Source organism: Pseudoroseicyclus sp. H15, from assembly GCF_054353345.1.
This window is the reverse complement of record NZ_JBTHJE010000002.1, coordinates 397,892-422,439: the sequence shown is the minus strand read 5'-3', so window position 1 is coordinate 422,439 and position 24,548 is coordinate 397,892. Positions and strand designations below refer to the sequence as shown.

The window sequence follows — 24,548 nt, the reverse complement described above, 5'->3', positions numbered from 1 at the left end:
AGACACGCTTTTTCCCGCCGCGGCGGCGGGGCCAAGGCACGGCCCGAGCCGCACTCTCGATTCGTCCGGTGTTCCGGGCATCGGCACCAATGGCGCCGCAGAGCGCCGATTGGTTCAGCAGCTGAGACGGCGCGACTCGAAACATTCAGGCCGGTTCTTCTCTCCGCCGCTCGCGCGACCCGCTCCCGCCTCGGCAACAATCGCGACTTCAAATACAGCTTCTGATTGAGTGGGCTCGGCTCGCGGCCAACAAAACCTCACCGATTAGCGCGCTTTTGGAAACAATGGCCTAGAGCCCGCTCCGCAGAAAACGCTGGAAACCAAGCCGCCGAGCGGAAGCGCACGCATTTGCGACGATGTTGATGACAATTTTCGCTTTGTTCGCGAAAAATTCGTGGGTATCCAGAGGTTGGCCCGTCGATCAGGGCACCCGGCTTGGGGGAGCCGGTCCAGCGTTCGGCTGGAGAAACATGGGTCTGCGCTGAGCACAAGCTCCAGGCGGAACAAGCATATCACGTCGCCCAATCCGGGCGTCGGCGCGGTCGCGGTGAGCGACGGCTACAGAACTTTTGTGCGCGGCAGGTGCCGCAGCCGGTGCGTCCGGCAAGAATTTGGAGTGGACACATGGCTGGCACCGTTGAGGGCACCAACAACGACGACAAGATCGACGACACCTACACCGATGCGAACGGCAAAACGCCGGGCGACGGTGCCGATACGATCTTCGGCGGCGCAGGGTTCGACGATATCCAAAGCTACGGCGGCAACGACGTCATCTATGGCGGCGACCAGCTTGACCACATCTTTGCCGGCGATGGCGACGACACGATCTACGCGGGCACCGATGGCGACCTCGTCTTCGGCGGCGCCGGCGACGATTACCTCGACGGCGGCGTCGGCAACGACACGCTGAAGGGCGATGCGGGCCAGGACACCATCCTCGGCGGCGAGGGCGACGATTACATCGGCGGCGGTGACGATGCCGACCTCATCGTGGCCTCGACCGGAATGGATTACGTCGATGGCGGCGCTGGTGGCGACGACAACGACACGCTCGATCTGACCGGCATCGGCAATTACCGGATCGAGAACCTGACGCCGGATTCCAACGGCAACGGCTACAACGGCACGGTCGTGCTGCTCGACGCCAACGGAAACCCGACGGGTGACAAGACCGACTTCGTCGAGATCGAGAACATCATCGAGCCGACCGACCCGACCGATCCCAACCCGCCCGGCGGCCCCGACGGCACCGTGGAAGGCTCGGGCGGCGATGACGTGATCGACACCGGCTACACCGGCGATCCCAATGGCGACATGGTCGATGGCGACGATGCGCTGATCCCCGGCCACGCGCCGAATGACGACCTGATCTACGGCCGCGGCGGCAATGACACCATCATGGCCGGCGAAGGCAGCGACACGGTCTATGGCGGCCAGGGCAACGATGTCATCTACGGCGATGACAACGACCTGCCGAAGTTCGACAACCCCTATCCGCCGCTGTCGCAAGACCCCGATCCGCTCGACGCCATGGACACGCTTTACGGCGGGGCCGGTGACGACACGATCTACGGCGGTGACGATGCCGACAGCCTCTATGGCGGCGACGGCAACGACTACATCGATGGCGGCATCGACAACGATTACATCCAGGGCGACAAAGGCGACGATACGATCATCGGCGGCGAAGGCTCTGACACGATCATCGGCGGCGCCGGCGACGACACGATCTACGGTGGCCTCGGCCCGCAATTCCCCGATGGGCTGAACATCCGCGACGATGAGGGCGACCTCGTCACCGACAACGGCAAGGATGTCATCTACGCCTCGGCCGGCAACGACACCGTCTACGGCCTCGACGACGACGATACGATCTACGGCCAGGACGGCAACGACTACCTCGACGGCGGCATCGACGATGACGTCATCTACGGTGGCCGGGGCAACGACACGATCATCGGCGGCCAGGGCAATGACATGCTCTACGGCAACAACGACCGTGACCTGTTCATCGGTGGCAATGGCGGCGACCATGTCGACGGCGGGGCCGGCGGCGACGATTACGACACGCTGGATCTGACCGGCACCGATGTGAAATCGATCGTCTACACCTCCGACGACCGTGAAGACGGCATCGTCACCTTCGGCGACGACACCACGATGACCTTCGAGGAAATCGAGAACGTCATCCCCTGCTTCACCCCCGGCACGGCCATCGCCACGCCGCGCGGCGAAGTGCCGGTGGAGAGCCTGCGCGAGGGTGACCGCATCATCACCCGCGACAATGGCATTCAGGAGATCCGCTGGGTCGGCCGCAAGGATATCGGTGGCAACGAGTTCGTCGGCCTGCCGCATCTGCGCCCCGTGCTCATCAAGGCCGGCGCCCTCGGTAACGGTCTGCCCGAGCGCGACATGATGGTCTCGCCGAACCACCGCCTGCTGGTCTCGTCCGAGCGCACGCAGCTCTACTTCGAAGAAAGCGAAGTGCTGGCGGCGGCCAAGCATCTGGTGGGCATGCCGGGGATCGTGAATGTTGAGGTCGCCTCGACGGCCTACATCCACTTCATGTTCGACCGTCACCAGGTGGTGCTGTCGAACGGCGCCTGGACGGAGAGCTTCCAGCCCGGCGACTACACGCTGAAAGGTATTGGCGACGACCAGCGCGACGAGATCTTCACGCTCTTCCCCGAGCTGAAGAACCGCGAAGGCCTGGCCGATTACCAGGCGGCCCGCAAATCGCTGAAGCAGCACGAGGCGCAGCTGCTGGTGCGCTGACCCGATACCCTAGAGGTGTAACGAGTGCAGGCGGCGAGGGTGACCTCGCCGCCTTTTTCGTGGGCCGTCTCATGGTGTGGCCCGCTGCCCGGGCGAGCCTCCCGCCCGCCCACCCCGGCGCGCCCGGGCAGCTGGGAGCTGTGGCGGGCGCGGTGCGGGTGGAGAGCGGGGAGGGGGGGCCAGCCCCCCGTCGCCTTTGGCGACTCCCCCCGGGATTTTTTGGAGCAAAGACGGGGGAAGAGGGGTTAGTGGGCCAGCATGTCGGCGAGGATGTCTTCGGGGCTGTCGTCTGCCGGGAAATAGGTGGGCCAGTTCGTGAGCTCGGAGAGGACGGCGGCGCGGTCATCGCCCCAGTAGAGGTGGTAATGGCCGGCATCCGTGGGAGCGATGTTGTGGTCGCTGAACTGGATGAAGGCCGGCGCCCCGGCATCGCCCGCCGTCTTTTCGAAGCTGAAGCGCACGCCGCGATTGCCGGCCTCGTAGGTCAGGATCTCGTAGCCGTCATCTTCATAGGTGCCGGAGATGGAGGTCTCGCCGGTGAAGAAGGTGACCGTGGACCCCTCAATGAGGATGCGGCCCACGTCGGTGGCATAGCCGGTTTCGTAATAGGCGGTGTATTCCTCGGCGGTCATTTCGCCGGCCTCGGCCTTCTGCGCCATCACCGGGGCGAGCGTGCCGTCGAGCAGCAGCGGGTAGACCGACTGCCAGTCGCCCTCCCAGTCGGACAGCGCGCGGGGCGCGACCTGCGCATCTTCGAAATAGCCGCGGGAGATGTCCTCGTCGGCATGGCTGTGCGCGTGAGAATGGTCCGTCTGGGCGAAGGCGGGAGCGGCGAGGCAGAGGAGGGCGGCAGAGAAGAGGGGTTTGAATGTCATCGAGGTCTCCGATTCGATATGTTATAACATAACGAAGCCGGGGTAGATGGCGGGGCCCCCGGTGGCAAGGGTGCCGTGGGGGAGGCCGGTCAGCGGGCGCGGAAGGCGGCCCAGTCCTCTGGTGTGTCGAGATCGAGCCGGGCGCGGTCGTCGCCGAGGGGGATGAGCAGCGTCTGGGCATGCAGGGGGCGCACGAGGCTCTCGCCGCCTTCGTCGCCCTTCAGCTGCGCGAAGCCGGGGCGGAGCGAGCCGTCAAAGAGGATGGGGTGGCCGGGGCGCAGGTCTGCCGTGGCGCCGCGCCAGATGAGGTGATCGGGGGCGGAATCGGCGGCGGCGAAGACGGCCTCGACCTCGGGTGCGCCGATCAGGGGCAGATCGGAGAGGAGCACCATGAAGCGGTGGCAATCGGGCAGGGCGGCGACGCTGGCGCGCAGGGTGCCGCCCATGCCCTCGGCGCTATCGGGGAAGGCGAGGAGGGTGACGGGCAGGTCGGCAAGGAGCGCGGCACGGGGGTGATCCAGCGCCGGGAGGGCGACGAAGACGCGGGATGAGACGGCAGAGGCGGCGCGGGCGAGGCGCGTGAGGAGGGGAGTGCCCTCCACCGCCTCCGCCAGCTTGTCGCGCCCGCCCATGCGGGAGGAGAGGCCGGCGGCGAGGAGGAGGATAGGATCGCCCCTCATGCGCGCATGCGCTCCGGGCCTTCGGCCCACTGGTCTTCGGCGACCTGGCGGGCGCGGCGCATCTCGCCGAGGATCTCGATCTCCACCTCCAGCCCCGGGCCCCAGCTCTCGCGCGGGATCAGCCCGTAGGCGAGGGACTTGCCCTGCCAGTGCGAGTAGCCGCCGGAGGTGCAGAAGCCTTTGACCTCGCCGTCGATCCAGATGGGCTCGTAGGCGGTGACATCGGCATCGCCCGCGTCGACCTCGAAATGGGCGAGGCGGCGGGGCGGGGGCGCGGTGCGCTCCGCTTCCACCGCGTCGCGGCCGATGAAGTCGCCATTCTTGGACCACTGGATGAAGCGGTCGATGCCGGTCTCCGCGGGCGTGTAGTCCGGCGAAAACTCCCGCATCCAGCTGCCGAAGAAGCGGTCCAGCCGGAGGGACATCATGGCGCGCATCCCGAAGGGGGTGATCCCGAGGGGGACGCCGGCGCGCATGAGCGTGTGGAAGAGGGTCCGCTGGTCCATCGGGTCGCAGTAGATCTCGTAGCCGAGATCGCCGGTGTAGCTGAGGCGCTGGACGAGGCAGGCCACCTGGCCGACGACCATGGGGCGGACGTCCATGAACTTGAGGTCCACCGGCTCACGGGTGCAGGCGGCGAGCACGTCGCGCGCCTTCGGGCCGGCGAGCTGGAAGCCGTTGCGGCGGTCGGAGATGTTCTCGATCTCCACCCCCGGCGCCTTGTGGCGGAGGAACCAGCGCAGGTGGATGTTCTGCGCGCCGTAGGAGGCGGTGAGCTGGAACTCCTCTTCCGAGAGGCAGGAGATGGTGAAGTCGCCGATGATCCGGCCCGATTCCGCCAGCATCGGGGTGAGCGACACGCGCCCCGGCTTCGGGACGCGGCCGGCCATGATGTGGTCGAGCCAGTCGCGGGCCTTGGGGCCGGTGACACGGAACTTGCCGAAGTTCTGCACCTCGTTGATGCCGACACCCTCGCGCACTGCGCGGACCTCGCGGCCGGTGGCCTCGAAGGCGTTGGTGCGGCGGAAGCTGGGGGTCTCGTAGCGGGGCTCGTCGCCCTTGGCGAAGTAGTTGACCACCTCCAGCCCGTATTGCTGGCCCCAGACGGCGCCCATGCCATCGAAGATGTCGTACATCGGCGTGGTGCGGTGGGGCCGGGCGGCGGGTTTCTCCTCGTTGGGGTAGGCGACCGAGAAGCGGGTCTGGTAGTTCTCGATGACCTTCGGGACGGTGTAGCCCGGCGTGATCCACGGGCCGAAGCGGGCGACGTCGAGGCCCGTCACGTCGCGCTCGGGCTCGCCCTCGATCATCCATTGCGCGAGGGTCAGGCCGACGCCGCCGCCCTGGGAGAAGCCGGCCATGACGCCGCAGGCACTCCAGTAGCCGGGGACGCCGGGGACGGGGCCGACGAGCGGGTTGCCGTCGGGGGCGAAGGTGAAGGGGCCGTGGATGATCGATTTCACGCCGGCCCGCTCCAGCACCGGGAAGCGGCGGTAGGCGAAGGCGACGCTATCCTCGATCTTGTCGATATTGTCGGGCAGCAGCTCGTGGCCGAAACCCCAGGGCGTGCCATCGACGCTCCACGGCTCGCAGGGCTTTTCGTAGAAGCCGATGCAGAGGCCGCGGCCCTCCTGCCGCAGGTAGCTCTCGCCGCCTGGGTCCATCACGTGGGGGAACTCGGCGCCGCGCTCGTATATCTCGGGGATGTCGTCCGTCACGAGGTACTGGTGCGCCATCGGCAGCAGCGGGGCGTAGAGGCCGGCCATCGCCGCCACTTCCCGCGCCCAGAGGCCGCCGGCATTGACGATATGCTCGGCGTGGATCGTGCCCTGCTCCGTCACCACGTCCCAGGTGCCGTCGGCGCGCGGGTTCAGCTCGAGCACCCGGTTGTGGAGGACGATCTCCGCCCCGCCCATGCGGGCCGCCTTGGCATAGGCGTGGGTGGTGCCAGAGGGGTCGAGGTGGCCGTCGAGCGGGTCGTAGAGGGCGCCGATGATGCCGTCGGTGTTGACCAGGCCGCCGGTCATCTCGCGGACCTCCTCGGGGCCGAGGATGTTCGTCTCCAGCCCCATGTAGCGGTGCTTGGCGCGCTCGGCCTTCAGCATGTCGAAGCGGTCGCGATTGTCGGCCAGCGTGATGCCGCCCACGTGGTGGAGCCCGCAGGACATGCCGGTGATCTCTTCCAGCTCGCGGTAGAGGCGGATGGTGTAGCCCTGCAGCGCCGCCATGTTGGTGTCGCCGTTCAGGGTATGAAACCCGCCCGCCGCGTGCCAGGTGGAGCCGGAGGTCAGCTCCGAGCGCTCGATCAGCATCACGTCGGACCAGCCGAGCTTGGTGAGGTGGTAGAGAACCGAGGCGCCGACGACGCCCCCTCCGATCACGGCAACGCGGGTGCTTGTCTTCATCTCTCGGCCTCCTGATGATGGCGCCGGCGGGCACCCTCGCAGGTTACCCTAGGCACCGTCCCGGCGGGCCGAAAGACAAGCGGCGACATGAATTGTCGCAAACAAGCGGAGAGCGGCGATGGCATCCCTGATCGGCATATCGGAAAGCCTCGCCCGCAAGGTGCTGGCGCTCTGGCGCACGCTGTGGATCCGCGTGGTGCTGATGGGGCTGCTTGCGCTCGCCTCGATCGGGGTCACTCAGATCATCGGGCCGCTGCTGCCCGACGAGTGGATGACCTATGTCACCGGCACGGCGACCGACCGGCTGCTCGACATCATCGCGAACGCGATGCTCGCGGTCACGACATTCTCGCTGACGGTGATGGTGAGCGTCTACGCCTTCTCCGCCCAGCAATGGACGCCGCGTGTCCACCGCCTGATCATCCAGGACCCGACGACGCAAAACACGCTCGCCACCTTCATCGGCGCCTATGTCTATGCGCTCGTTGCCATCATCCTGCGCGAGGTGAGGGTCTTCCCCGACGATGCGGCGCTGGTGCTCTTCGTGCTGACCGTGGCGGTGCTGGTGCTCATCGTCTTCGCGCTGATCCGTTGGACATTGCACCTGCAGGGCTTCGGCAGCCTCGACACCACCGCCCGGCAGGTCGAGGAGATCACGCGCCGCGAGCTGCGCAACCGCACCGAGCAGCCCTGCCTCGGCGGCACGCCCCTGTTCAGCCGCGGCGACATTCCCAAAGAGGCGCGCCCGCTGAAGGCGCGCAAGGCCGGCTATGTGAAGCAGATCTATCAGGACAAGCTGCACGAGCTGGCCGAGGAGCACGACTTGCAGATATGGATCTCGCAGCCGCCGGGGCATTTCGTGCATCTCGAAGAGGCGATGTTCTACGTCAGCGGCGCGATGGATGAGGAGCTGGAGGAACAGCTGCGCAATCACGTCGTCACCAGCGACACGCGCGGCTACATGCAAGACCCGCGGCTGGGGCTCATCGTGATGAGCGAGATCGGCAGCAAGGCGCTGTCACCAGGCATCAACGACCCGGGCACGGCAATCGACGCGATGACCCGCATCGCGCGGCTCCTTGGCGAATACCAGAGCGAGCTGGGAGAGCACGAACCGGAATACCCGCGCCTGCATGTGCTGCCGCTTCAGCCCGAGGACGTGCTGGAAGACGGCTTCGGCGCGATGGCACGCGACGGGGCGGCGCGGCTCGACGTTCAGCAGCGGCTGCAGGACATTCTGGCGGGACTCATGTCTCATCCCGACAAGGAGCTGTCGCGGGCCGCCAGGGCGATGGCCGTGCGTGAATTTCGCCGTGCCATGCAGACGCTCGACTTCGCGCCCGACCGCGAGCAGCTCACCCGCTCTGCGCATCCCGATGTGGTGGCGGATGCGAGGGCCGAGATGGAGGGGGAGCGGGGCTGAGCCCGCCCCCTCAACTCCCGGCGCTTCAGGGGATGACGCGGGTGTACTTGGTGCCCTCGATCGTGGCGCCCACACGCAGGCCGGCCTGAGCGAAGACGACGGCGATCACCGGCGACAGCGAGGTCAGCACATCGGCGCGCAGCATCTCGCCTCGGTCGTTGAGCGCGTATTCGATATCGCCGCCGGCCGACCAGCCATTGCCCTGCCGGAAGTTCATCAGCGCATCCTGCGTCATGAAGAACAGGACATGCGAATACTGCTGGGCGCCGATCTGCAGCCCGGCCGAGGCAGCGGTGGCGAGGTAGTAATCCACCGTCGCGCCGCCCACGCGCAGGGCGCCGCGCCCGTAAGAGCCGCCCAGCCCCAGGCCCGCCTCGGTGATCAGCGGCATCACCAGCATACCCGCGGCCTGCTGCGACAGCTGCACCGTGCCGGGATAGGTGGCGTACATGTATTGAAGGGTCGATTCCGCCCGCGCCTCGATCTGGCTCGGGCCCATCGATCCGATACCATTGCCGCAGGCTGCGAGGGCCATCGCCGCGCCGCCGCCCGCAAGTAGATTGCGCCGTGTGGTGGTGATCATCTGCTCTGCTCCGCCTCGTGCTTCGGCCTTGTATCTGGCCGATTGCGGCGCAGCATAGCTTGGCCGGGCGCGCTTGTCATTCACCCCGATCCGCCCGCGGCTCCGCCTGTGGCGGGTCGGTCGTGATGATGGCATCGGCATCCACGGCCTGCGGCGGGCCCGTGCGCAGCGCCGGGCGGCGCGAGCGGAGGGCGGTGGAGAGGCCCGCGACCAGCACCAGCGCGATGCCTGCGCTTGTCACGCCATCGGGCACATGGCCGAAGACGAGCCAGCCGAGGAAGGTGGCGAAGACGATATGCAGGTAGTTCACCGGCGCCAGCAGGGGGGCGGGGGCGAAGCGGTAGGCCAGCGTCAGCAGGAAATGGCCGAGCGCCCCGAAGCCGCCGAGGGCGAGGATGAAGAGGCTGTCGCGCAGGGGCGGGGTCTGGTCTGGCAGCGTCCAGGGCAGGGTGGCACTGAAGACGACGGCGCCGACGAGGGCGGTTTGCAGCACCAGTGCCTGCGTCGTCTCTGTCCGGGCGAGCAGGCGCGAGAGCAGGTGGTAGATCGTGGTCGACAGCGCCACGCCCAGCGCGAAGACCACACCCACCGGGTCGAGCCCGCCGCCTGGGCGCACAATCAAGAGCGTGCCGCAGAAGGCGACAGCGGCGGCCAGCCAGCCGGCGAGGCCCACCCGCTCGCCCAGCACCGGCACGGCGAGCAGCAGCACGGCGAGCGGGGCGAGGTAGCTGATTGCCGCCGTCTCGCCCACGGGCATGGTGCGCACGGCATGCGTCATGCAGAACGAGGCGCCGACAAGGCTGAGCGCCCGCAGCATCACCAGCCATTTGCGCTGGATGGCGAAGGCCGCGAGCCCGTAGCGGGGCAGCATGATCGCCGCCATGATCGCGAGGTTCACCAGATAGCGCACCGACATGAGGAAGCCGGCGTCGTAGCTGGTGGAGAGGGTCTTGGTCGTCGTGTCGAACAGCGCGAAGTTGAAGACGGCGCAGGCAACGAGCAGAACGCCGATGCCGGGGCGGCTGTCGGACGGGCGCTCAGCCATTCAACAGGCGCGCCGCCGCCGGGGCAAAGTACGTTAGCACCCCGTCACAGCCGGCCCGCTTGAAGGCCAGAAGGCTCTCCATCATCACCCGGTCGCCAGCGAGCCAGCCGTTCTGGATGGCGGCCTGCAGCATCGCGTACTCGCCCGACACCTGGTAGGCGAAGGTCGGCACGCCGAACTCGTTCTTCACCGCGCGGGCGATGTCGAGATAGGGCATCCCGGGTTTCACCATCACCATGTCGGCCCCCTCCGAGAGGTCGCGGGCGACAAGCCGCAGCGCCTCGTCGGCATTGGCCGGGTCCATCTGGTAGGTCTTCTTGTCGCCCTTCAGGGCCGCGCTGGCGCCCACCGCGTCGCGGAATGGCCCGTAGAAGGCACTCGCGTATTTGGCGGCATAAGAGAGGATCGTAACATGCTGGTATCCCTCGGATTCCAGCGCCGTCCGGATCGCGCCGATCCGCCCGTCCATCATGTCGGACGGGCCCAAGATATCCGCCCCGGCCTCGGCCTGGGCCAGCGCCATCTTCACCAGCGCCTCGACCGTCTCGTCATTGACGATCTCGCCATCGCGGACCAGCCCGTCATGGCCGTTGGCATTGTAGGGGTCGAGCGCGATGTCGGTCATGATCGCGATGTCGGGCACCTTGTCCTTGATCTCGCGGATGGCGCGGTTGGTCAGGTTGTCCCTGTCCCAGGCCATGGCACAATCGTCGGTGCGCGCCTCCATCGAGGTGTAGGGGAACAGGCACATGGCCGGGATGCCCAGATCCCAGGCCTCCTGCGCTGCCGCTGCGATGCGGTCGACCGACAGGCGGGCGACGCCGGGCATCGAGGCCACCGGTGTTTCCATGCCTTCGCCTTCGGTCAGGAAGACCGGCCAGATGAAATCGGCCGGCGTCAGCACGTTCTGCGAGACCATGGCGCGCAGGGCCGGGGTGCGGCGCAGGCGGCGGGACCGGGCGGCGGGGAAGGGGGGCGGCGTGAACATGGGCAGCATCCGGCTTGGGCGAAAACTCTGCCTTCGCGGTCGCACGGAACGCCCGCCACCTCAAGCCTCGCCAATCGCCGCACCAAGCCTTAGGTTGCGCAAAAATTCGCAGGCGGCGTGTTGTGTCCTTTACCGATCTTCTGTTGCAAACCATCGATTTTCGCTCGTTTTCCAGTCTTTGGTACTGGATCGTGCTGGCGGTCGTCTGGTCGTCGGCCAGCCATTTCGTCATGGGCGTGCCGTGGGATCTGGTGATGCGGGCCCGCCGCCAGGGCGGCCAGGCCGAGATAGACATGATGGACATGGTGCGCGTGCAAGCGAACCGGATGCTGCAGGTCAGCCGCGCCTCTAGCCAGTGGCTGCTGGGCTCGGTCTTCTTCTTTCACAGCGCGCTGCTGGTGCTGAGCTTTTGGTACAACGTCGAACTGGCGCAGGCGATCGAGCTGATCGCCCTGCCGATGACGCTGGTGGGCTATCTCGGCCTTTCCACCGCCGCGGCGCTGGAGGCAGAGGGCGACCCCTCGGTCGAGACCGTGCACTGGCGGCTGCGCCGGCACCGGTTTCGGGTTCAACTGATCGGCATGGTCAGCCTGGTGGTCACCGCCATGTTCGGCATGTACAAGACGCTCGCCGTGGGCCCCTTCTTCTGATCGGGCCTCTTTTCCTGATTCAGCGAAAGCCGCCCGATGGCCGACCATATCACCGTTTCCGGCGCCCCGGAGGGGTTTGACGCCCGCCTCATTCTCAAGGAGATCGAGGAGAAGGGCGCCCCCGTCCTGCACGTCGCCCGCGACGACAAGCGCATGGCTGCGATGGCCGCGGCGCTGAGCTTCTTCGACCCGTCGCTGCCGGTGCTCACCTTCCCGGCCTGGGATTGCCTGCCCTACGACCGCGTCTCGCCCAACCCCGAGATATCCGCCGCGCGCATGGCCACGCTGGCGGCACTGGTGCACGACATGCCGCAGCGCTTCGTGCTGCTGACCACGCTGAACGCTGCCACCCAGCGCGTACCGGCGCGCGAGCTGGTGCGGGGCTCGGCCTTCATCGCCGAGGTCGGCCGGCGGATCGACGAGAAGGCGCTGCGCCACTTCCTCGCCCGCATGGGCTTCACCCAGGCGCCCACGGTGACGGAGCCGGGCGATTGCGCCTTCCGGGGCGGCATCATCGACATCTATCCCCCGGGTGAGACGGGGCCGGTGCGGCTGGATCTCTTCGGCGACGTGCTGGAAGGCGCGCGCCGCTTCGACGCCGCCACCCAGCGCACCATCGAGAAGCTGGAGAGGGTCGAGCTGGCACCGGTGAGTGAGGTCATCCTCGACGAGCCCTCCATCACCCGCTTCCGCCAGAACTACCGGGCCGAATTCGGCGCGGCGGGCCTGGACGATCCTCTCTACGAAGCGGTCAGCGCGGGGCGCAAGCAGCAGGGCATGGAGCATTGGCTCGGCTTCTTCCACGAAACGCTGGAGACATTGTTCGACTACATGCCCGGCGGCACGGTCACGCTGGATGAGCAGCTGACCCCCGCGCGCGAGGCGCGCTGGGAGAGCGTGGAAGACCAGTACCAGACCCGCCGCCAGGCAATGGGCGGGCGCAGCAAGATCGACTCGCCCTACAAGCCGGCCCCTCCCCAGCTGCTCTATCTCGACGAGGCCGCCTGGGATGCCGCGCTGAAAGAGCGTCGCAGCCTCAGTTTCGTCGCCCTGCGCCGCCCGCCGGGGCCGGGGGTGATCGACGCCGGCGCCAAGCCCGGCCGCGAGTTCTCGCCCGAGCGGAAACTGGAGAATGTGAACCTCTTCGCGGCGCTGGCGCAGCACATCAAGGCTAGGCAGGCCGAGGGTCCGGTCATCGTCGCCTCCTATTCCGAAGGCGCACGCGAGCGGCTGTCGGGGCTGATCGCCGACGAGGGCATGAGCGGCGCCAAGCCCATCGGCCATTTCGGCGAGGTGAAGGGGCCGGGCCTGTACCTGGCCGTCTGGTCGCTGGAGAGTGGCTTCGAGGCGCCGGGGCTGACGGTGATTGCCGAGCAGGATGTGCTCGGCGAGCGGCTGATCCGCCAGGGCCGCCGCAAGCGCCGGGCCGAGAACTTCCTGACCGAGGCGCAGAGCCTGTCGCCGGGCGATCTCGTCGTCCACGTCGATCACGGCGTCGGGCGCTTCCTGGGGCTGGAGGTGATCCGTGCCGCGGGGGCCGATCACGAGTGTATCGCGCTGGAATATGCCGAGAACACCAAGCTCTATCTGCCGGTCGAGAATATCGAGCTGCTCAGCCGCTTCGGCCATGAGCAGGGGATGCTCGACAAGCTCGGCGGCGGCGCCTGGCAGGCCAAGAAGGCCCGCCTCAAAGAGCGCATCCGCGAGATGGCCAACCGGCTCATCCGCATCGCTGCCGAGCGGGCCCTGCGCAAGGGCGAGATCCTCGAGCCGCCCGAGGGCATGTGGAACGCCTTCCTCGCGCGTTTCCCCTATGAGGAGACGGAAGACCAGTTGCAGGCCATCGAAGACGTGCTGGAAGACCTCGGTTCCGGCCAGCCGATGGACAGGCTGATCTGCGGCGATGTCGGCTTCGGCAAGACCGAGGTCGCCGTGCGCGCCGCCTTTGTCGCCGCCATGTCGGGCGTGCAGGTGGCGGTCATTGCGCCGACCACGCTGCTGGCCCGCCAGCACTACCGCACCTTCGCCGAGCGCTTCCGCGGCTTCCCGATCAACGTCGCCCCCCTGTCGCGCTTCGTCTCGGCCAATGACGCGACCCGCACCCGCGAGGGGCTGGCGAACGGCAATGTCGATATCGTCGTCGGGACCCATGCGGTGCTGGCCAAGGGGGTGAAGTTCAAGAACCTCGGCCTGCTGATCATCGACGAGGAGCAGCGCTTCGGCGTGCAGCACAAGGAGCGGCTGAAGCAGCTGCGCTCCGACGTGCACGTGCTCACCCTCTCCGCCACGCCGATCCCGCGGACGCTGCAGATGTCCCTCTCCGGCGTGCGGGACCTCTCCATCATCGGCACGCCGCCGGTCGACCGCCTTGCGATCCGCACCTACGTGTCCGAGTTCGACACGGTGACGATCCGCGAGGCGCTCCTGCGCGAGCATTACCGGGGCGGGCAGAGCTTCCTCGTCGTGCCCCGCATCACCGACCTGCCGGAGATGGAGGATTGGCTGAAGCGCGAGGTGCCGGAGGTGACCTTCGTCGCCGCCCATGGCCAGCTGGCGGCGGGCGAGTTGGATGACCGGATGAACGCCTTCTACGACGGCAAGTTCGACGTGCTGCTGGCGACGACGATCGTCGAATCCGGCCTCGATATCCCGACGGCCAACACCATGATTGTGCACCGGGCCGATATGTTCGGCCTCAGCCAGCTCTACCAGATCCGCGGCCGCGTGGGCCGCTCGAAGACGCGCGCCTATGCCTACCTCACGACGACGCCGCGCATGAAGCTCACGCCGCTGGCCGAGAAGCGCCTGCGTGTGCTGGGCAGCATCGACAGCCTCGGCGCCGGCTTCGCGCTGGCGAGCCAGGACCTCGACATTCGCGGCGCCGGCAACCTGCTTGGCGAAGAGCAATCCGGCCAGATCCGTGAGGTCGGCTACGAGCTCTACCAGCAGATGCTCGAGGAGGAGATCGCCCGCATCCGCTCTGGCGAGAGTGACGGCCTGCCGGAGGACAGCGGCCAATGGGCGCCGCAGCTCAATCTCGGCGTGCCGGTCCTGATCCCCGAAGATTACGTGCCCGATCTCGACGTGCGCCTTGGCCTCTACCGCCGCCTCAGCGGGCTGGAGCGCCGGGTCGAGCTGGAAGGCTTCGCCGCCGAGCTGATCGACCGCTTCGGGCCGCTGCCGAAAGAGGTGAACACGCTGCTCACGGTCGTGCGCATCAAAGCGATGTGCAAACGCGCCGGCATCGGCAAGCTCGATGCGGGGCCGAAGGGGGCCACGATCCGCTTCCACAACGACAAGTTCGCCTCGCCGGGCGGTCTGGTGGAGTTCATCGAAGAGCAGCGCGGGCTGGCCAAGGTGACCGACAACAAGATCGTCGTGAAGCGCGACTGGAAGAAGGACAGCGACAAGATCAAGGGCGCCTTCGCCATCGCCCGCGATCTCGCCGCCAAGCTGAAGGAAGCGGCCGACGCGTAGGGTGCGTGCTTGCACGCACCATCGCACCCCGGCGTAGCGTAGGGTGCGCCCGAGCCCGGCCAGCGCATTGACTTCCCGGCCCCGCGCTGGCCACCTCCCCGCCAAGCAAAAGGGGAGCGGCAGATGACATTCGACGACACATGGGTTCGCGCCCAGTTTCCGGCCTTCTCCGAGCCGTCGCTGCAGGGCTGGGCCTTCTTCGAGAATGCCGGCGGCTCCTACACCTGCCGCCAGGTCATCGACCGGCTGAGCCGCTTCTACCTTCAGCGCAAGGTGCAGCCCTATGCGCCTTACCCCGCCTCAGAGGCCGGCGGGGCAGAGATGGACGAGGCGCGCGCCCGGCTGGCCGAGATGCTGGGCGTGGCGAGCCATGAGCTCTCCTTCGGCCCCTCCACCAGTCAGAACACCTATGTGCTGGCCGAGGCGGTGCGCGGCTGGCTGCAGCCGGGCGAGGCCATCGTCGTCTCGCAGCAGGATCACGAGGCCAATGCCGGCGTCTGGCGCCGGCTGGAGAAAGCGGGCCTTGAGGTTCGCGAATGGAAGATCGACCCTGAGACCGGCTCGCTGCCGCTGGACGATCTGCCCGAGCTGCTGGAGGGCGTCCGGCTGCTCTGCTTTCCGCATTGCTCGAACGTCGTGGGCGAGATCAACGATGTCGCGGCGATCTGCGCCATGGCCCGCGAGGCGGGGGCGCGCACAGTGGTCGACGGCGTCTCCTACGCGCCGCACGGGCTGCCGGATGTCGGCGCGCTGGGGGCGGACGTCTATCTGTTCTCGGCCTACAAGACCTACGGTCCGCATCAGGGGCTGATGGTGATCCGCGAGGGCTTCGGGGGCGAGCTGCCGGGGCAGGGGCATTCCTTCAACAACGACGTGCTCTACAAGAAATTCACGCCCGCCGGGCCCGACCATGCCCAGGTCGCCGCCTGTGCCGGCATGGCCGATTACATGGAAGATTTCGCCGCCCATCATGGGCAGGCGGCCAAGGGCGCCGCAGCCGCGCGGGCGGCTCACAAGGCGATGCGGGCACGCGAGACGGCGCTGCTTCCCCCGCTGCTCGACTACCTGTCCGCCCGCAACGATGTGCGGCTGCTTGGGCCTCGTAAGGCCGACGGGCGGGCGCCGACAGTGGCCGTCGCGCTGAACGAGCCGGCCGAGCCGGTGGCGCGGCGGCTGGCGGAGCACAAGGTGATGGCGGGGGGCGGCGACTTCTATGCCGTGCGGCCGCTCACCGTGCTGGGCGTCTCGCCCGAGACGGGCGTTCTGCGCGTGTCGTTTACCCATTACACCAGCGCCGCCGAGATCGAGCAACTCATCACCGGGCTCGACGCGGTGCTTTAGGCACCGCCCCGGCGCGGCAAAATATCGCGTCAATTCAAGGCATGACGTGACTTTCCCGCATGTGGCCGCGGCGCCCAAATGCTTGCCCCGCCCTCCCAATCGGGGCAAGCTTGCCGCGTTGCCTGCCGCGCGAGGGTTAACCCGCGCCGCCGGCAGACCCGTTTTTTGACATCAGCCAGCCCGGACAGCAGGCCAGATGAGGACACCGAAATGTTGACGAGTACTGATGGCCAGGCGGGGCTGCCCCGTTACTTCGCCCCGGCCTTCGAGAAGATGAAGGCCCTCAAATGCGGCCGCTGCGAGATCACCCTGCCGGATGGCCGCGTCTTCCTGCTGGAAGGGCCAGAGCCGGGGCGCCACGCGGTGCTGCACATCCACAACGATGACCTCTTCGCCCGGCTGATCCGCGAGGGCGACCTCGGCTTTTGCGAAGCCTATATGGACGGCTGGTGGTCGACGCCAGATCTGCAGAACTTCATGGATTTCTTCCACGAGGCCGGCGACGACATCTTCGACGGTTTCCCCTCGCGCTCGCTGCCGGCGCTCTATGAGCGCATCCGCTTCTGGCTGAACTCCAACACCAAGCGGCAGGCGAAGAAGAACATCGAGGCGCATTACGACCTCGGCAACGAGTTCTACCGTCTGTGGCTTGACGATACGATGACCTATTCCTCGGCCCTGTTCGAGGATGGCACCCAAAGCCTGGAATCGGCGCAGACGGCCAAATATGCCTCGATGGTCGACCAGATGGGCGTGAAGCCCGGCGACCATGTGCTGGAGATCGGCTGCGGCTGGGGCGGCTTCGCAGAATACGCCGCCAAGGAGCGGGGGCTCAGGGTCACGGGACTGACCATCTCTCCCTCGCAGCTGGACTTCGCGCAGAAGCGCATCGAGAAGGCCGGGCTCTCCGACCTGGTCGAGCTGAAGCTGCAGGATTACCGCGACGAGGCGGGGCGCTACGACGGCATCGCCTCGATCGAGATGTTCGAGGCGGTAGGCGAGCGCTACTGGCCGGCCTATTGGAGCACGGTACGCGAGCGGCTGAAGCCCGGCGCGCAGGGCACCTTCCAGATCATCACCATTCAGGACAGGCGGTGGGATGTGTACCGCCGCTCTGTCGATTTCATCCAGAAATACATCTTCCCTGGCGGCATGCTGCCCAGCCCCGGCGTGCTGCGGCACGAGATCGACAAGGCGGGGCTGAATGTCAGTGGCGCCATCACCTTCGGCCAGAGCTACAGCCAGACCCTGCGCATCTGGTACGACAGCTTCACGTCGCGCTGGGACGAGATTGCAACGCTCGGCTTCGATGACCGCTTCAAGCGTCTTTGGAGCTTCTATCTCACCGCCTGCGCCGCCACATTCCGATCCGGAAACTGCGATGTCACGCAGATGACGGTGCGCCGCCCGGCCTGATCGCCGGCGCGGCCAAGCGGGCGAGGCGGGGCGAGGTTATGCCAACGGCGGCGAAGATGGTCTCGGCCCTGCTGTTTGCCGGCCTGGCGCTGATCGTCGCCAGTTCGGTGGCTTCGCTCTATCCCGACGGCGTCATCGGGCCGCGGTTCATCTATCTGAACGCCGGCATTGCGCTCGTGGTGGGATGGCTCGTGCTGGGCCAGCGGGCAGGGCACGGCTATGTCACCGCGCTGGGCGTGGGGCTGACGACGGCGGCGGCGGTGTTTCTGTGGGCGCTGTTTCTGTTCTCGTTCGCCCAGATGATCGACCGGTCTTTCGACAAGGTCTACGACGGCCCCGTCGAGGCGCTGGTCGATGTCTTCCGTTTCATGTGGGAGAATGCCCAGATCGTGGCGGTGCAGGAGGTTGTCCTGACGCTGGCCATCGGCGGCGTGCTCATCGGCGCGGTGGTGGAATTCGTCTCTCACAGGGCAAGGTGACCTGAACCTTCATGACTGATCTGTTTCTCTACGGCACGCTGCGCGATGCCGCTCTCTTTGCCGCTGTCGCCGGGGAAGGGCCGGGCGAGCCCATGCCCGCCCGCCTGCCAGGCTGGGCCACCGACCGGGCCGAGGGAGTTGACCTGCCGGTGCTGCTGCAGCGCGAGGGGGCGACGGTCGAAGGCCTTCTGGTGCGCGGCCTGTCGGGCGAGCAGCGCAGCCGGCTCGACGATTACGAGCTGCCCTGGGGCTACCGCTTAGGGCAGGTCGAGGTTCAGGCGGCGGGCGAGCGGGTGACCGCCGATGTCTACCTGCCGCCCGCCGATCACCTCAGCGCCGGCACCCCGTGGAGCCTGGAGACCTGGCAGCAGGAAGACGGGCCACGCATGCGCGAGGCGGCAACGGAGATCGACCTGCACGAGCCGCGCCTCCCGCCGGAAGAGCTGGCCCGCCAGTTCCGCATGATGGAGGTGCGTGCCGACGCCCGCCTGCGCGCCCGGGCGCATCCCGGGCCCGCGACGCAGCGCCATGCCGCGGAGCCCGGCGACTTTGAGGTCAAACGCGCCGCGCCGCTCCATGGCGGCTTCTTCAAGCTCTCTGGCCTGACGCTCGCCCATCGCCGCTTCAACGGCGGCTGGGAGCGCGATGTCAGCCGCGAGGTCTTTACCGGCGTCGATGCCGCCCTCGTGCTGCCGTGGGACCCTGAGCGCCGCCTCGTGCTGATGGTCGAGCAATTCCGCGCCGGCCCGGCGCTGCGGGGCGACCCTCACCCCTGGGTGCTCGAGCCGGTGGCCGGCATCATCGACCCCGGTGAGACGCCCGAGCAGGCTGCCCGGCGCGAGGCCGAGGAGGAGGGGGGCGTCACGCTCACTTCACTGCGGCATCTCTTCTCGTTCTATCCCTCGCCCGGCACCAACACCGATTTCTTCCATTGCTTCGCCGGCGAGACCCGGCTGGAGAAAGAAGACACCTGGTATGGCGGTCTGGAGGAAGAGGGGGAAGATATCCGCGTTCACGTGATGTCTCTGGAACGCGCGCTCGGCCTTGTGGCCAGCGGCGAGATAAACATCGGCACGCTGATCACCATGCTCTATGCCCTGGAGCGGGCGGCGGCTTGAACCCCGTCTCCCCGGCGCCTAGACATTTGGGCGTTCAACAAGGGCTAAAATCATGACCATCCACGCCGACCTCGCCCATTCCATCGGCAACACGCCGTTGATCCGCCTGCGCGCCGCTTCCGAAGCGACGGGCTGCGATATCTATGGCAAGGCGGAGTTCATGAACCCCGGCCAGTCCGTGAAGGACCGTGCCGCCCTCTACATCATTCAGGATGCCGTGCGCCGCGGCGAGCTGCGCCCCGGCGGCACCATCGTGGAAGGCACGGCCGGCAATACCGGCATCGGGCTCGCGCTCGTCGGCGCCTCGATGGGCTTCAAGACCGTCATCGTCATCCCCGAGACGCAGAGCCAGGAAAAGAAGGACATGATCCGCCTGGCCGGCGCGCAGCTCGTGCAGGTGCCGGCGGTGCCCTACAAGAACCCCAACAACTACGTCCGCTACTCCGAGCGGCTGGCCGCCGAGCTCGCCAAGAGCGAGCCCAACGGTGCCATCTGGGCCAACCAGTTCGACAATACCGCCAACCGCGATGCGCATGAGCAGGGCACAGGCCCCGAGATCTGGGCGCAGACCGACGGCAAGGTCGATGGCTTCGTGGCCTCTGTCGGCACCGGCGGCACGCTGGCGGGCACTGGCATGGCGCTGCAGCCGAAGGGCGTGAAGGTAGCTCTCGCCGATCCCGGCGGCTCGGCGATCTACTCGATTTACACCGAGGGCGAGGCCAAGGCCGAGGGCAGCTCGATCACCGAAGGCATCGGGCAGGGGCGGATCACCGCCAATCTCGAAGGCTTCCGGCCGGATTTCGCCTACAAGATCTCCGACGAAGAGGCGCTGCCGGTCGTCTTCGATCTGCTGCAGCACGAGGGGCTGTGCGTGGGCGGCTCGGCCGGCGTCAATATCGCCGGCGCCATGCATCTGGCCCGCGAGATGGGGCCGGGGCACACTATCGTGACGGTGCTGTGCGACTACGGCACGCGCTACCAGTCGAAGCTGTTCAACCCCGATTTTCTCCGCTCCAAGAACCTGCCGCTGCCCGGCTGGCTCGAACGGGGGCCGGAATCCATCCCGGGCGTCTTCGAGGACGTGTGAGAGCCGACCGTCAGGGCTTGGCTGGCCGGGCAGGCGCCGTGATGCGCCTGCTGGCCGCGCTTTGGCTGGCGCTGCTCTTCGGCGCCACGGCGCTGCCGGCGCAGGATCTCGGCGGCCTCATTCCCGGCGGGTCTGAACCGGCGGCGGAAGAGCCTGCAGAGGAAGCGCCCTCCGCCCCCGATGTCGGCGCCAACGCCCAGGATGCGCGCGCCGGCCCGCCGCTGATCGACGAACGGCTGAACGAAGACCAGCTCGCCGAATGGGATCTCGTCGCCGAGCGCGCCGCCGACCTGTCGGAGGCGGGCGCCGCCAGTGACTTCGCCCTCCGCACCCTGCGCAGCGAAATCTCCGGCTGGCGCGACGCCTTCCTCGCCGAGCAGACCCTCAACGCCGGCCGCCTTGCCACCATCGACGCGCAGATCGCCGCCTTGGGCGCGCCTGACGCCGATGTCACCGACGAGGTCGCCGCGCTTCGCGACAACCTGCTGGCCGAGCGGCGCCGTCTGGTGGCGCCGCGCCTGCTGGCCGCCGAACGGCTCGCCGAGGCCAACGGCCTGATCGCCGAGATCGACGCGCTCTCCGGTGCCCGCCAGGCCGAGCAGCTCTTCGCCCGCAACCCCACGCCGCTGAACCCAGCCCTCTGGCCCGAGGCCGGCGCCGCGCTGGGGCAGGGCGCCACAGCCATCGTTGCCGAGCTGACGTCCCGCCTGCGCAGCCCGGCCCGTTGGTCTGCGCTTGCCGGAGAGGCCGGCGGGCTGCTCATGGCCCTGGCCGTGGCGCTCCTCTTCCTGCTGCCCGCCAAGCGCTGGCTCGACCTGATGGCGCCGCACCGCAAGGAATGGTCGCGCGTCCGGCTGATGCGGGCGCTGCTGGCCTTTGCCGAGCTTGTCCTGCCGATCCTGGGGCTGCTGCTCGTCTCGGCGGTGATGGAGCAGAGCAATTTCTTCGGCCCAAGGTCGGAAGCCCTGATCGCGCGCATCCCGCTGGCCGGCATCTGCATCATCGCCGCCAACTGGCTGGCGGAGGAAATCTTCCGCCACGGCCCCGCGACAGGCGCGGGCATGGCGGAGCCCAAGCGCCTGCAGGCGGCCCGCCTGTCGAGCCTGCTCGGCTGGGTGCTGGCGCTCAACGTCATCATCACCGGCATCCTGCCCGCAGTTGAAACCGAAGGCGCGGTGCAGGCGGTGCTGCGCTATCCCGTCGACTTGATGCTGGCCTTCGTGTTGTTCCGCCTTGGCCAGACGATGGCTGCCCAGCCGGATGAGGACGACACCACCAATGTCAGCGCCTACCGGCAGGGCCTGATGCGCTTTCTTGGACAGGCCGCGATGATCGGCGCCGTCGTGGGCGGGCTCTTGTCGACCGGGGGCTACAGCAATGCCGCCGACGCGGTGCTGACGCCCGCTGTCTTGACCCTCGGCCTGATCGCCATCGTCGTGCTGCTACAGCGGCTGACAGCGGATCTCTATGCCGCGCTCATCTCGCACCGGCCCGAGGATTCCGAAGAGACGGGGCCGCTGCTGCCGGTGCTGATCGCGCTACTCCTCGCTGTTGTGGCGGTGCCGGTGCTGGCCCTGATCTGGGGCGCGCGGGTGGATGATCTGCACGACCTCTGGGTGCGCTTCCGCGAGGGCTACACCTTGGGCGAATCCCGCATCTCGCCCACCGACTTCCTGATCTTCCTGCTGCTCTTCGCCATCGGCTACGCGCTGACGCGGCTGTTCCAATCCACCCTGCGGGCCGCCGTGCTGCCGCGCACGCGGCTGGATGTGGGCGCGCGAAACGCCATTATCTCCGGCGTCGGCTATATCGGCATCTTCCTCGCCGCCGTGGTGGCCATCGTGGCCGTGGGGGTAGACCTCTCCTCGCTCGCCATCGTCGCCGGGGCGCTCACCGTGGGTGTCGGCTTCGGCCTGCAGACCATTGTATCGAACTTCGTCTCGGGCATCATTCTGCTGATCGAGCGCCCGATCTCGGAAGGCGACTGGATCGAGGCGGGCGACCAGATGGGCATCGTCAAGGCGATCTCTGTCCGCTCGACCCGCATCGAAACCTTCGACCGGCGCGATGTCATCATCCCCAACTCGGACCTGGTGGCAGGGCAGGTGACGAACTGGACGCGCGGCAACGCCGTGGGCCGGCTGATCGTGCATGTCGGCGTGGCCTATGGCACCGATACGGCCAAGGTCGACCGCATCCTGCGCGAGATCGCCGAAGAGCAGCCGCAGGTCATCCTCGTGCCGCCGCCGCAGATCCTGTTCATGGGCTTCGGCGCCTCGTCGCTCGATTTCGAGGTGCGGGTGATCCTGCGCGAGATCGGCACGATCCTCGAGGTGCAGAACAACCTCCACCACGCCATTAACGCCCGTTTCGCCGAAGAAGGCATCGAGATCCCCTTCGCGCAGCACGACCTTTGGCTGCGCAACCCCGAGACGCTGCCACGGGCCGAGCGGGTGCCCGGGACCCCGGGGGAGGGAGAGCAGGTGTGACATTCCCCCTGTTGGCCCCCGCCAGCCGCGCGGCTATGATCCATCCCATGTCTCTTCGTTTCCTGATCGGCGCCACGATGGCGCTCTTCCTGCCCGCCGCAGCCCTGGCCGCCACCTTCGAGCGTTGCGCGAAGACCGAAATCGCGGTGGCGGAGGAGGCTTTCGCCGGTGCGGGCGCCATCGTTCTGGCCGCCGCAGCTTCGGTGCGCGACAGCGACCAGTTCACCCGCTGGTTCGGCTATTACAGCGTTAGCCGGGGCGAGACGGTGCGCCGCAACCTCAAGGCCATCAACCGCGCGCTGATCAGCGACAACATGGTCGGCATCTGCCCCAGCCTCGGCGAGGATGGCTGCCTGCGCGACACCTATGCCAACGTCTTCCCCGACGAGCCCTACGTCATCAACCTCTGCCCGGCCTTCTTCGACCAGCCGAACATGACCGATCACCGTCCCGGCGACCCCGAGCTCGATAACGGCACGCGCGAGGGCACGATCATTCACGAGATGAGCCATTTCCGCGTCGTCGCCGATACCGAGGACCTCTGCTACTCGCGCATCCATTGCTCTGGCATGGCCCGGCGCGACCCGGCCGGCGCGATCCGCAATGCCGACAGCTACCAGTATTTCGCCGAAGACGTGACCTTCTTCCCAGCGCCCTTGCCCGAAGAGCTGCTTGGCGGGCAGCAGATGCCCAGCCCGATCGACCGCACGCTGCCGATGAGGGCCGAGCGCACGCCTGGCTGCCTGACCTGCCGCGATACCGGGCAATAGCGACGCCGTGAGCTCACACATCCTTCTTATCCGCCACGGGCAGGCGCAGACCGGCGCGCAGGACGAGGCGAGCTACGACAGCCTATCGGAGCAGGGCCAGCGCCAGGCGCGCTGGCTGGGCACGTACCTGGCCGAGACGGGCGAGGGCGGCGGCCGGCTCATCTCCGGCCAGCTCCACCGCCAGCGCCAGACGGCGGCGCTGATCGGGGCAGAGCTGGGCGCGGAGGCCGCCGTCGACCCACGGCTCGACGAGCTCGATTACTTCGGCCTCACCGCCGATGCCCATTCTCGCCACGCCCTGCCATTCCCCACCGACCGCGCCAGCTTTCTCACCCACATGCCGCAGGTGATGGAGGCCTGGTCCGAAGGCCGCATCGGCACCCCGCGAGAAAGCTTCGCTGACTTCGAGGCGCGCATCACCGCGGCGCTCGACGCGGCAGCGGGCCGCGAGCAGAGCATGCTCGTCACCTCCGGCGGGGTGATTGCCATGGCGCTGAAGGTCGCAATGGGGCTGGGCGTGCATGCCTTCGCTCATCTGGCGCTACAGATCGAGAACAGCTCGATGCACCGCCTCGTCGCCGGCGACGGTCCGCTGCGGCTGGATATGTTCAACGCCCTGCCGCATTTGGCCGGCCCCGAGCGGCGGCCCCTTCGCAGCTACACTTGAGGCCCGTTCCGCCCTTGCAATCCCTTCGCGGTTTTGCCAATTAGCCCGGGCTGGACAGTTGGCCGAGTGGTCGAAGGCGCACGCCTGGAAAGTGTGTAGGCGGGAGACCGTCTCGAGGGTTCGAATCCCTCACTGTCCGCCACCCCTTCCCTAAGTATCTGTATTTTATGTGAAAACTGTTCAGTTTCCACATTTGTCAGGAATGGTTTCCAATGTTCTTCTTTTGTTTTGCCGCTGCTATCCTGTGGTAAAGGTGTGACCATTAAGAGCTCTCCTC

At 67.5% G+C, this 24,548-nt stretch carries 18 protein-coding genes and 1 tRNA gene; 13 read left to right on the top strand and 6 right to left on the bottom strand.

All coding sequences use genetic code 11. The features are described 5' to 3' along the window. Positions 1-624: 624 nt before the first annotated feature. Complete coding sequence (locus ACXN5S_RS05900; protein WP_458604477.1) at positions 625-2,778, top strand: Hint domain-containing protein; 2,154 nt, start codon at positions 625-627, stop codon at positions 2,776-2,778. Between the two features lie 245 nt (positions 2,779-3,023). Here ACXN5S_RS05900 and ACXN5S_RS05895 read toward each other — a convergent pair whose 3' ends face one another. The 3 genes from ACXN5S_RS05895 to ACXN5S_RS05885 all read right to left on the bottom strand — a co-directional run bounded on the left by ACXN5S_RS05895 (position 3,024) and on the right by ACXN5S_RS05885 (position 6,738). Beyond that, a complete protein-coding gene (locus tag ACXN5S_RS05895) occupies positions 3,024-3,653 on the bottom strand; it encodes a ZinT family metal-binding protein (RefSeq protein WP_458604476.1) in 630 nt (209 codons plus the stop codon). A gap of 89 nt (positions 3,654-3,742) precedes the next feature. Then, a complete protein-coding gene (locus tag ACXN5S_RS05890) occupies positions 3,743-4,333 on the bottom strand; it encodes a nucleotidyltransferase family protein (RefSeq protein WP_458604475.1) in 591 nt (196 codons plus the stop codon). Continuing rightward, positions 4,330-6,738 (bottom strand): GcvT family protein, encoded by a 2,409-nt coding sequence (locus ACXN5S_RS05885; protein WP_458604474.1) that lies wholly within the window; start codon positions 6,736-6,738, stop codon positions 4,330-4,332. The genes ACXN5S_RS05890 and ACXN5S_RS05885 overlap by 4 nt, the downstream gene beginning before the upstream one ends. Positions 6,739-6,856: 118 nt before the next feature. On the opposite strand from ACXN5S_RS05885, the gene ACXN5S_RS05880 reads away from it, so the two are divergent. Further along, positions 6,857-8,161, top strand: a complete 1,305-nt coding sequence (locus tag ACXN5S_RS05880) for a DUF2254 domain-containing protein (RefSeq protein WP_458604473.1) — start codon at positions 6,857-6,859, stop codon at positions 8,159-8,161. A 25-nt stretch (positions 8,162-8,186) separates the two neighbouring features. Here the strand turns inward: ACXN5S_RS05880 and ACXN5S_RS05875 are convergent, their stop codons facing one another. From ACXN5S_RS05875 to hemB, 3 genes are all read right to left on the bottom strand, one after another. Continuing rightward, positions 8,187-8,744: a lipid-binding SYLF domain-containing protein gene (locus ACXN5S_RS05875; RefSeq protein WP_458604472.1), complete on the bottom strand. Its 558-nt coding sequence runs from the start codon at positions 8,742-8,744 to the stop codon at positions 8,187-8,189. Between the two features lie 76 nt (positions 8,745-8,820). Further along, a complete protein-coding gene (locus ACXN5S_RS05870) occupies positions 8,821-9,789 on the bottom strand; it encodes a DMT family transporter (protein WP_458604471.1) in 969 nt (322 codons plus the stop codon). After that, positions 9,782-10,777 carry a porphobilinogen synthase gene (gene hemB, locus ACXN5S_RS05865; RefSeq protein ID WP_458604470.1) on the bottom strand — a complete coding sequence of 332 codons (996 nt, stop codon included), beginning with the start codon at positions 10,775-10,777 and terminating at the stop codon, positions 9,782-9,784. The genes ACXN5S_RS05870 and hemB overlap by 8 nt, the downstream gene beginning before the upstream one ends. 122 nt (positions 10,778-10,899) lie before the next feature. Between hemB and ACXN5S_RS05860 the strand changes: the two genes are divergently transcribed. From ACXN5S_RS05860 to ACXN5S_RS05810, 11 genes are all read left to right on the top strand, one after another. Beyond that, on the top strand, positions 10,900-11,427 hold the full coding sequence (locus ACXN5S_RS05860) for a component of SufBCD complex (protein ID WP_458604469.1): 528 nt from the start codon (positions 10,900-10,902) through the stop codon (positions 11,425-11,427). 36 nt (positions 11,428-11,463) lie between these two features. After that, on the top strand, positions 11,464-14,904 hold the full coding sequence (gene mfd, locus ACXN5S_RS05855; protein WP_458604468.1) for a transcription-repair coupling factor: 3,441 nt from the start codon (positions 11,464-11,466) through the stop codon (positions 14,902-14,904). A gap of 123 nt (positions 14,905-15,027) precedes the next feature. Then, positions 15,028-16,245 carry an aminotransferase class V-fold PLP-dependent enzyme gene (locus ACXN5S_RS05850; RefSeq protein WP_458604467.1) on the top strand — a complete coding sequence of 406 codons (1,218 nt, stop codon included), beginning with the start codon at positions 15,028-15,030 and terminating at the stop codon, positions 16,243-16,245. A gap of 210 nt (positions 16,246-16,455) precedes the next feature. Next, positions 16,456-17,661 (top strand): class I SAM-dependent methyltransferase, encoded by a 1,206-nt coding sequence (locus ACXN5S_RS05845; protein WP_458604466.1) that lies wholly within the window; start codon positions 16,456-16,458, stop codon positions 17,659-17,661. A gap of 38 nt (positions 17,662-17,699) precedes the next feature. Further along, positions 17,700-18,140 (top strand): TrgA family protein, encoded by a 441-nt coding sequence (locus ACXN5S_RS05840; RefSeq protein ID WP_458604465.1) that lies wholly within the window; start codon positions 17,700-17,702, stop codon positions 18,138-18,140. An 11-nt stretch (positions 18,141-18,151) separates the two neighbouring features. Continuing rightward, positions 18,152-19,258, top strand: a complete 1,107-nt coding sequence (locus ACXN5S_RS05835; RefSeq protein WP_458604464.1) for an NUDIX domain-containing protein — start codon at positions 18,152-18,154, stop codon at positions 19,256-19,258. Positions 19,259-19,310: 52 nt separating this feature from the next. Next, a complete protein-coding gene (locus ACXN5S_RS05830; protein ID WP_458604463.1) occupies positions 19,311-20,345 on the top strand; it encodes a cysteine synthase A in 1,035 nt (344 codons plus the stop codon). A gap of 41 nt (positions 20,346-20,386) precedes the next feature. Next, positions 20,387-22,834, top strand: a complete 2,448-nt coding sequence (locus tag ACXN5S_RS05825; protein ID WP_458604462.1) for a DUF3772 domain-containing protein — start codon at positions 20,387-20,389, stop codon at positions 22,832-22,834. A gap of 47 nt (positions 22,835-22,881) precedes the next feature. Continuing rightward, positions 22,882-23,604, top strand: coding sequence for a M35 family metallo-endopeptidase (locus ACXN5S_RS05820; protein ID WP_458604461.1), 723 nt, complete (start codon positions 22,882-22,884; stop codon positions 23,602-23,604). Between the two features lie 7 nt (positions 23,605-23,611). Next, positions 23,612-24,271, top strand: a complete 660-nt coding sequence (locus tag ACXN5S_RS05815) for a histidine phosphatase family protein (protein WP_458604460.1) — start codon at positions 23,612-23,614, stop codon at positions 24,269-24,271. Positions 24,272-24,323: 52 nt separating this feature from the next. Beyond that, positions 24,324-24,413, top strand: a tRNA-Ser gene (locus ACXN5S_RS05810). Positions 24,414-24,548 lie beyond the last annotated feature (135 nt).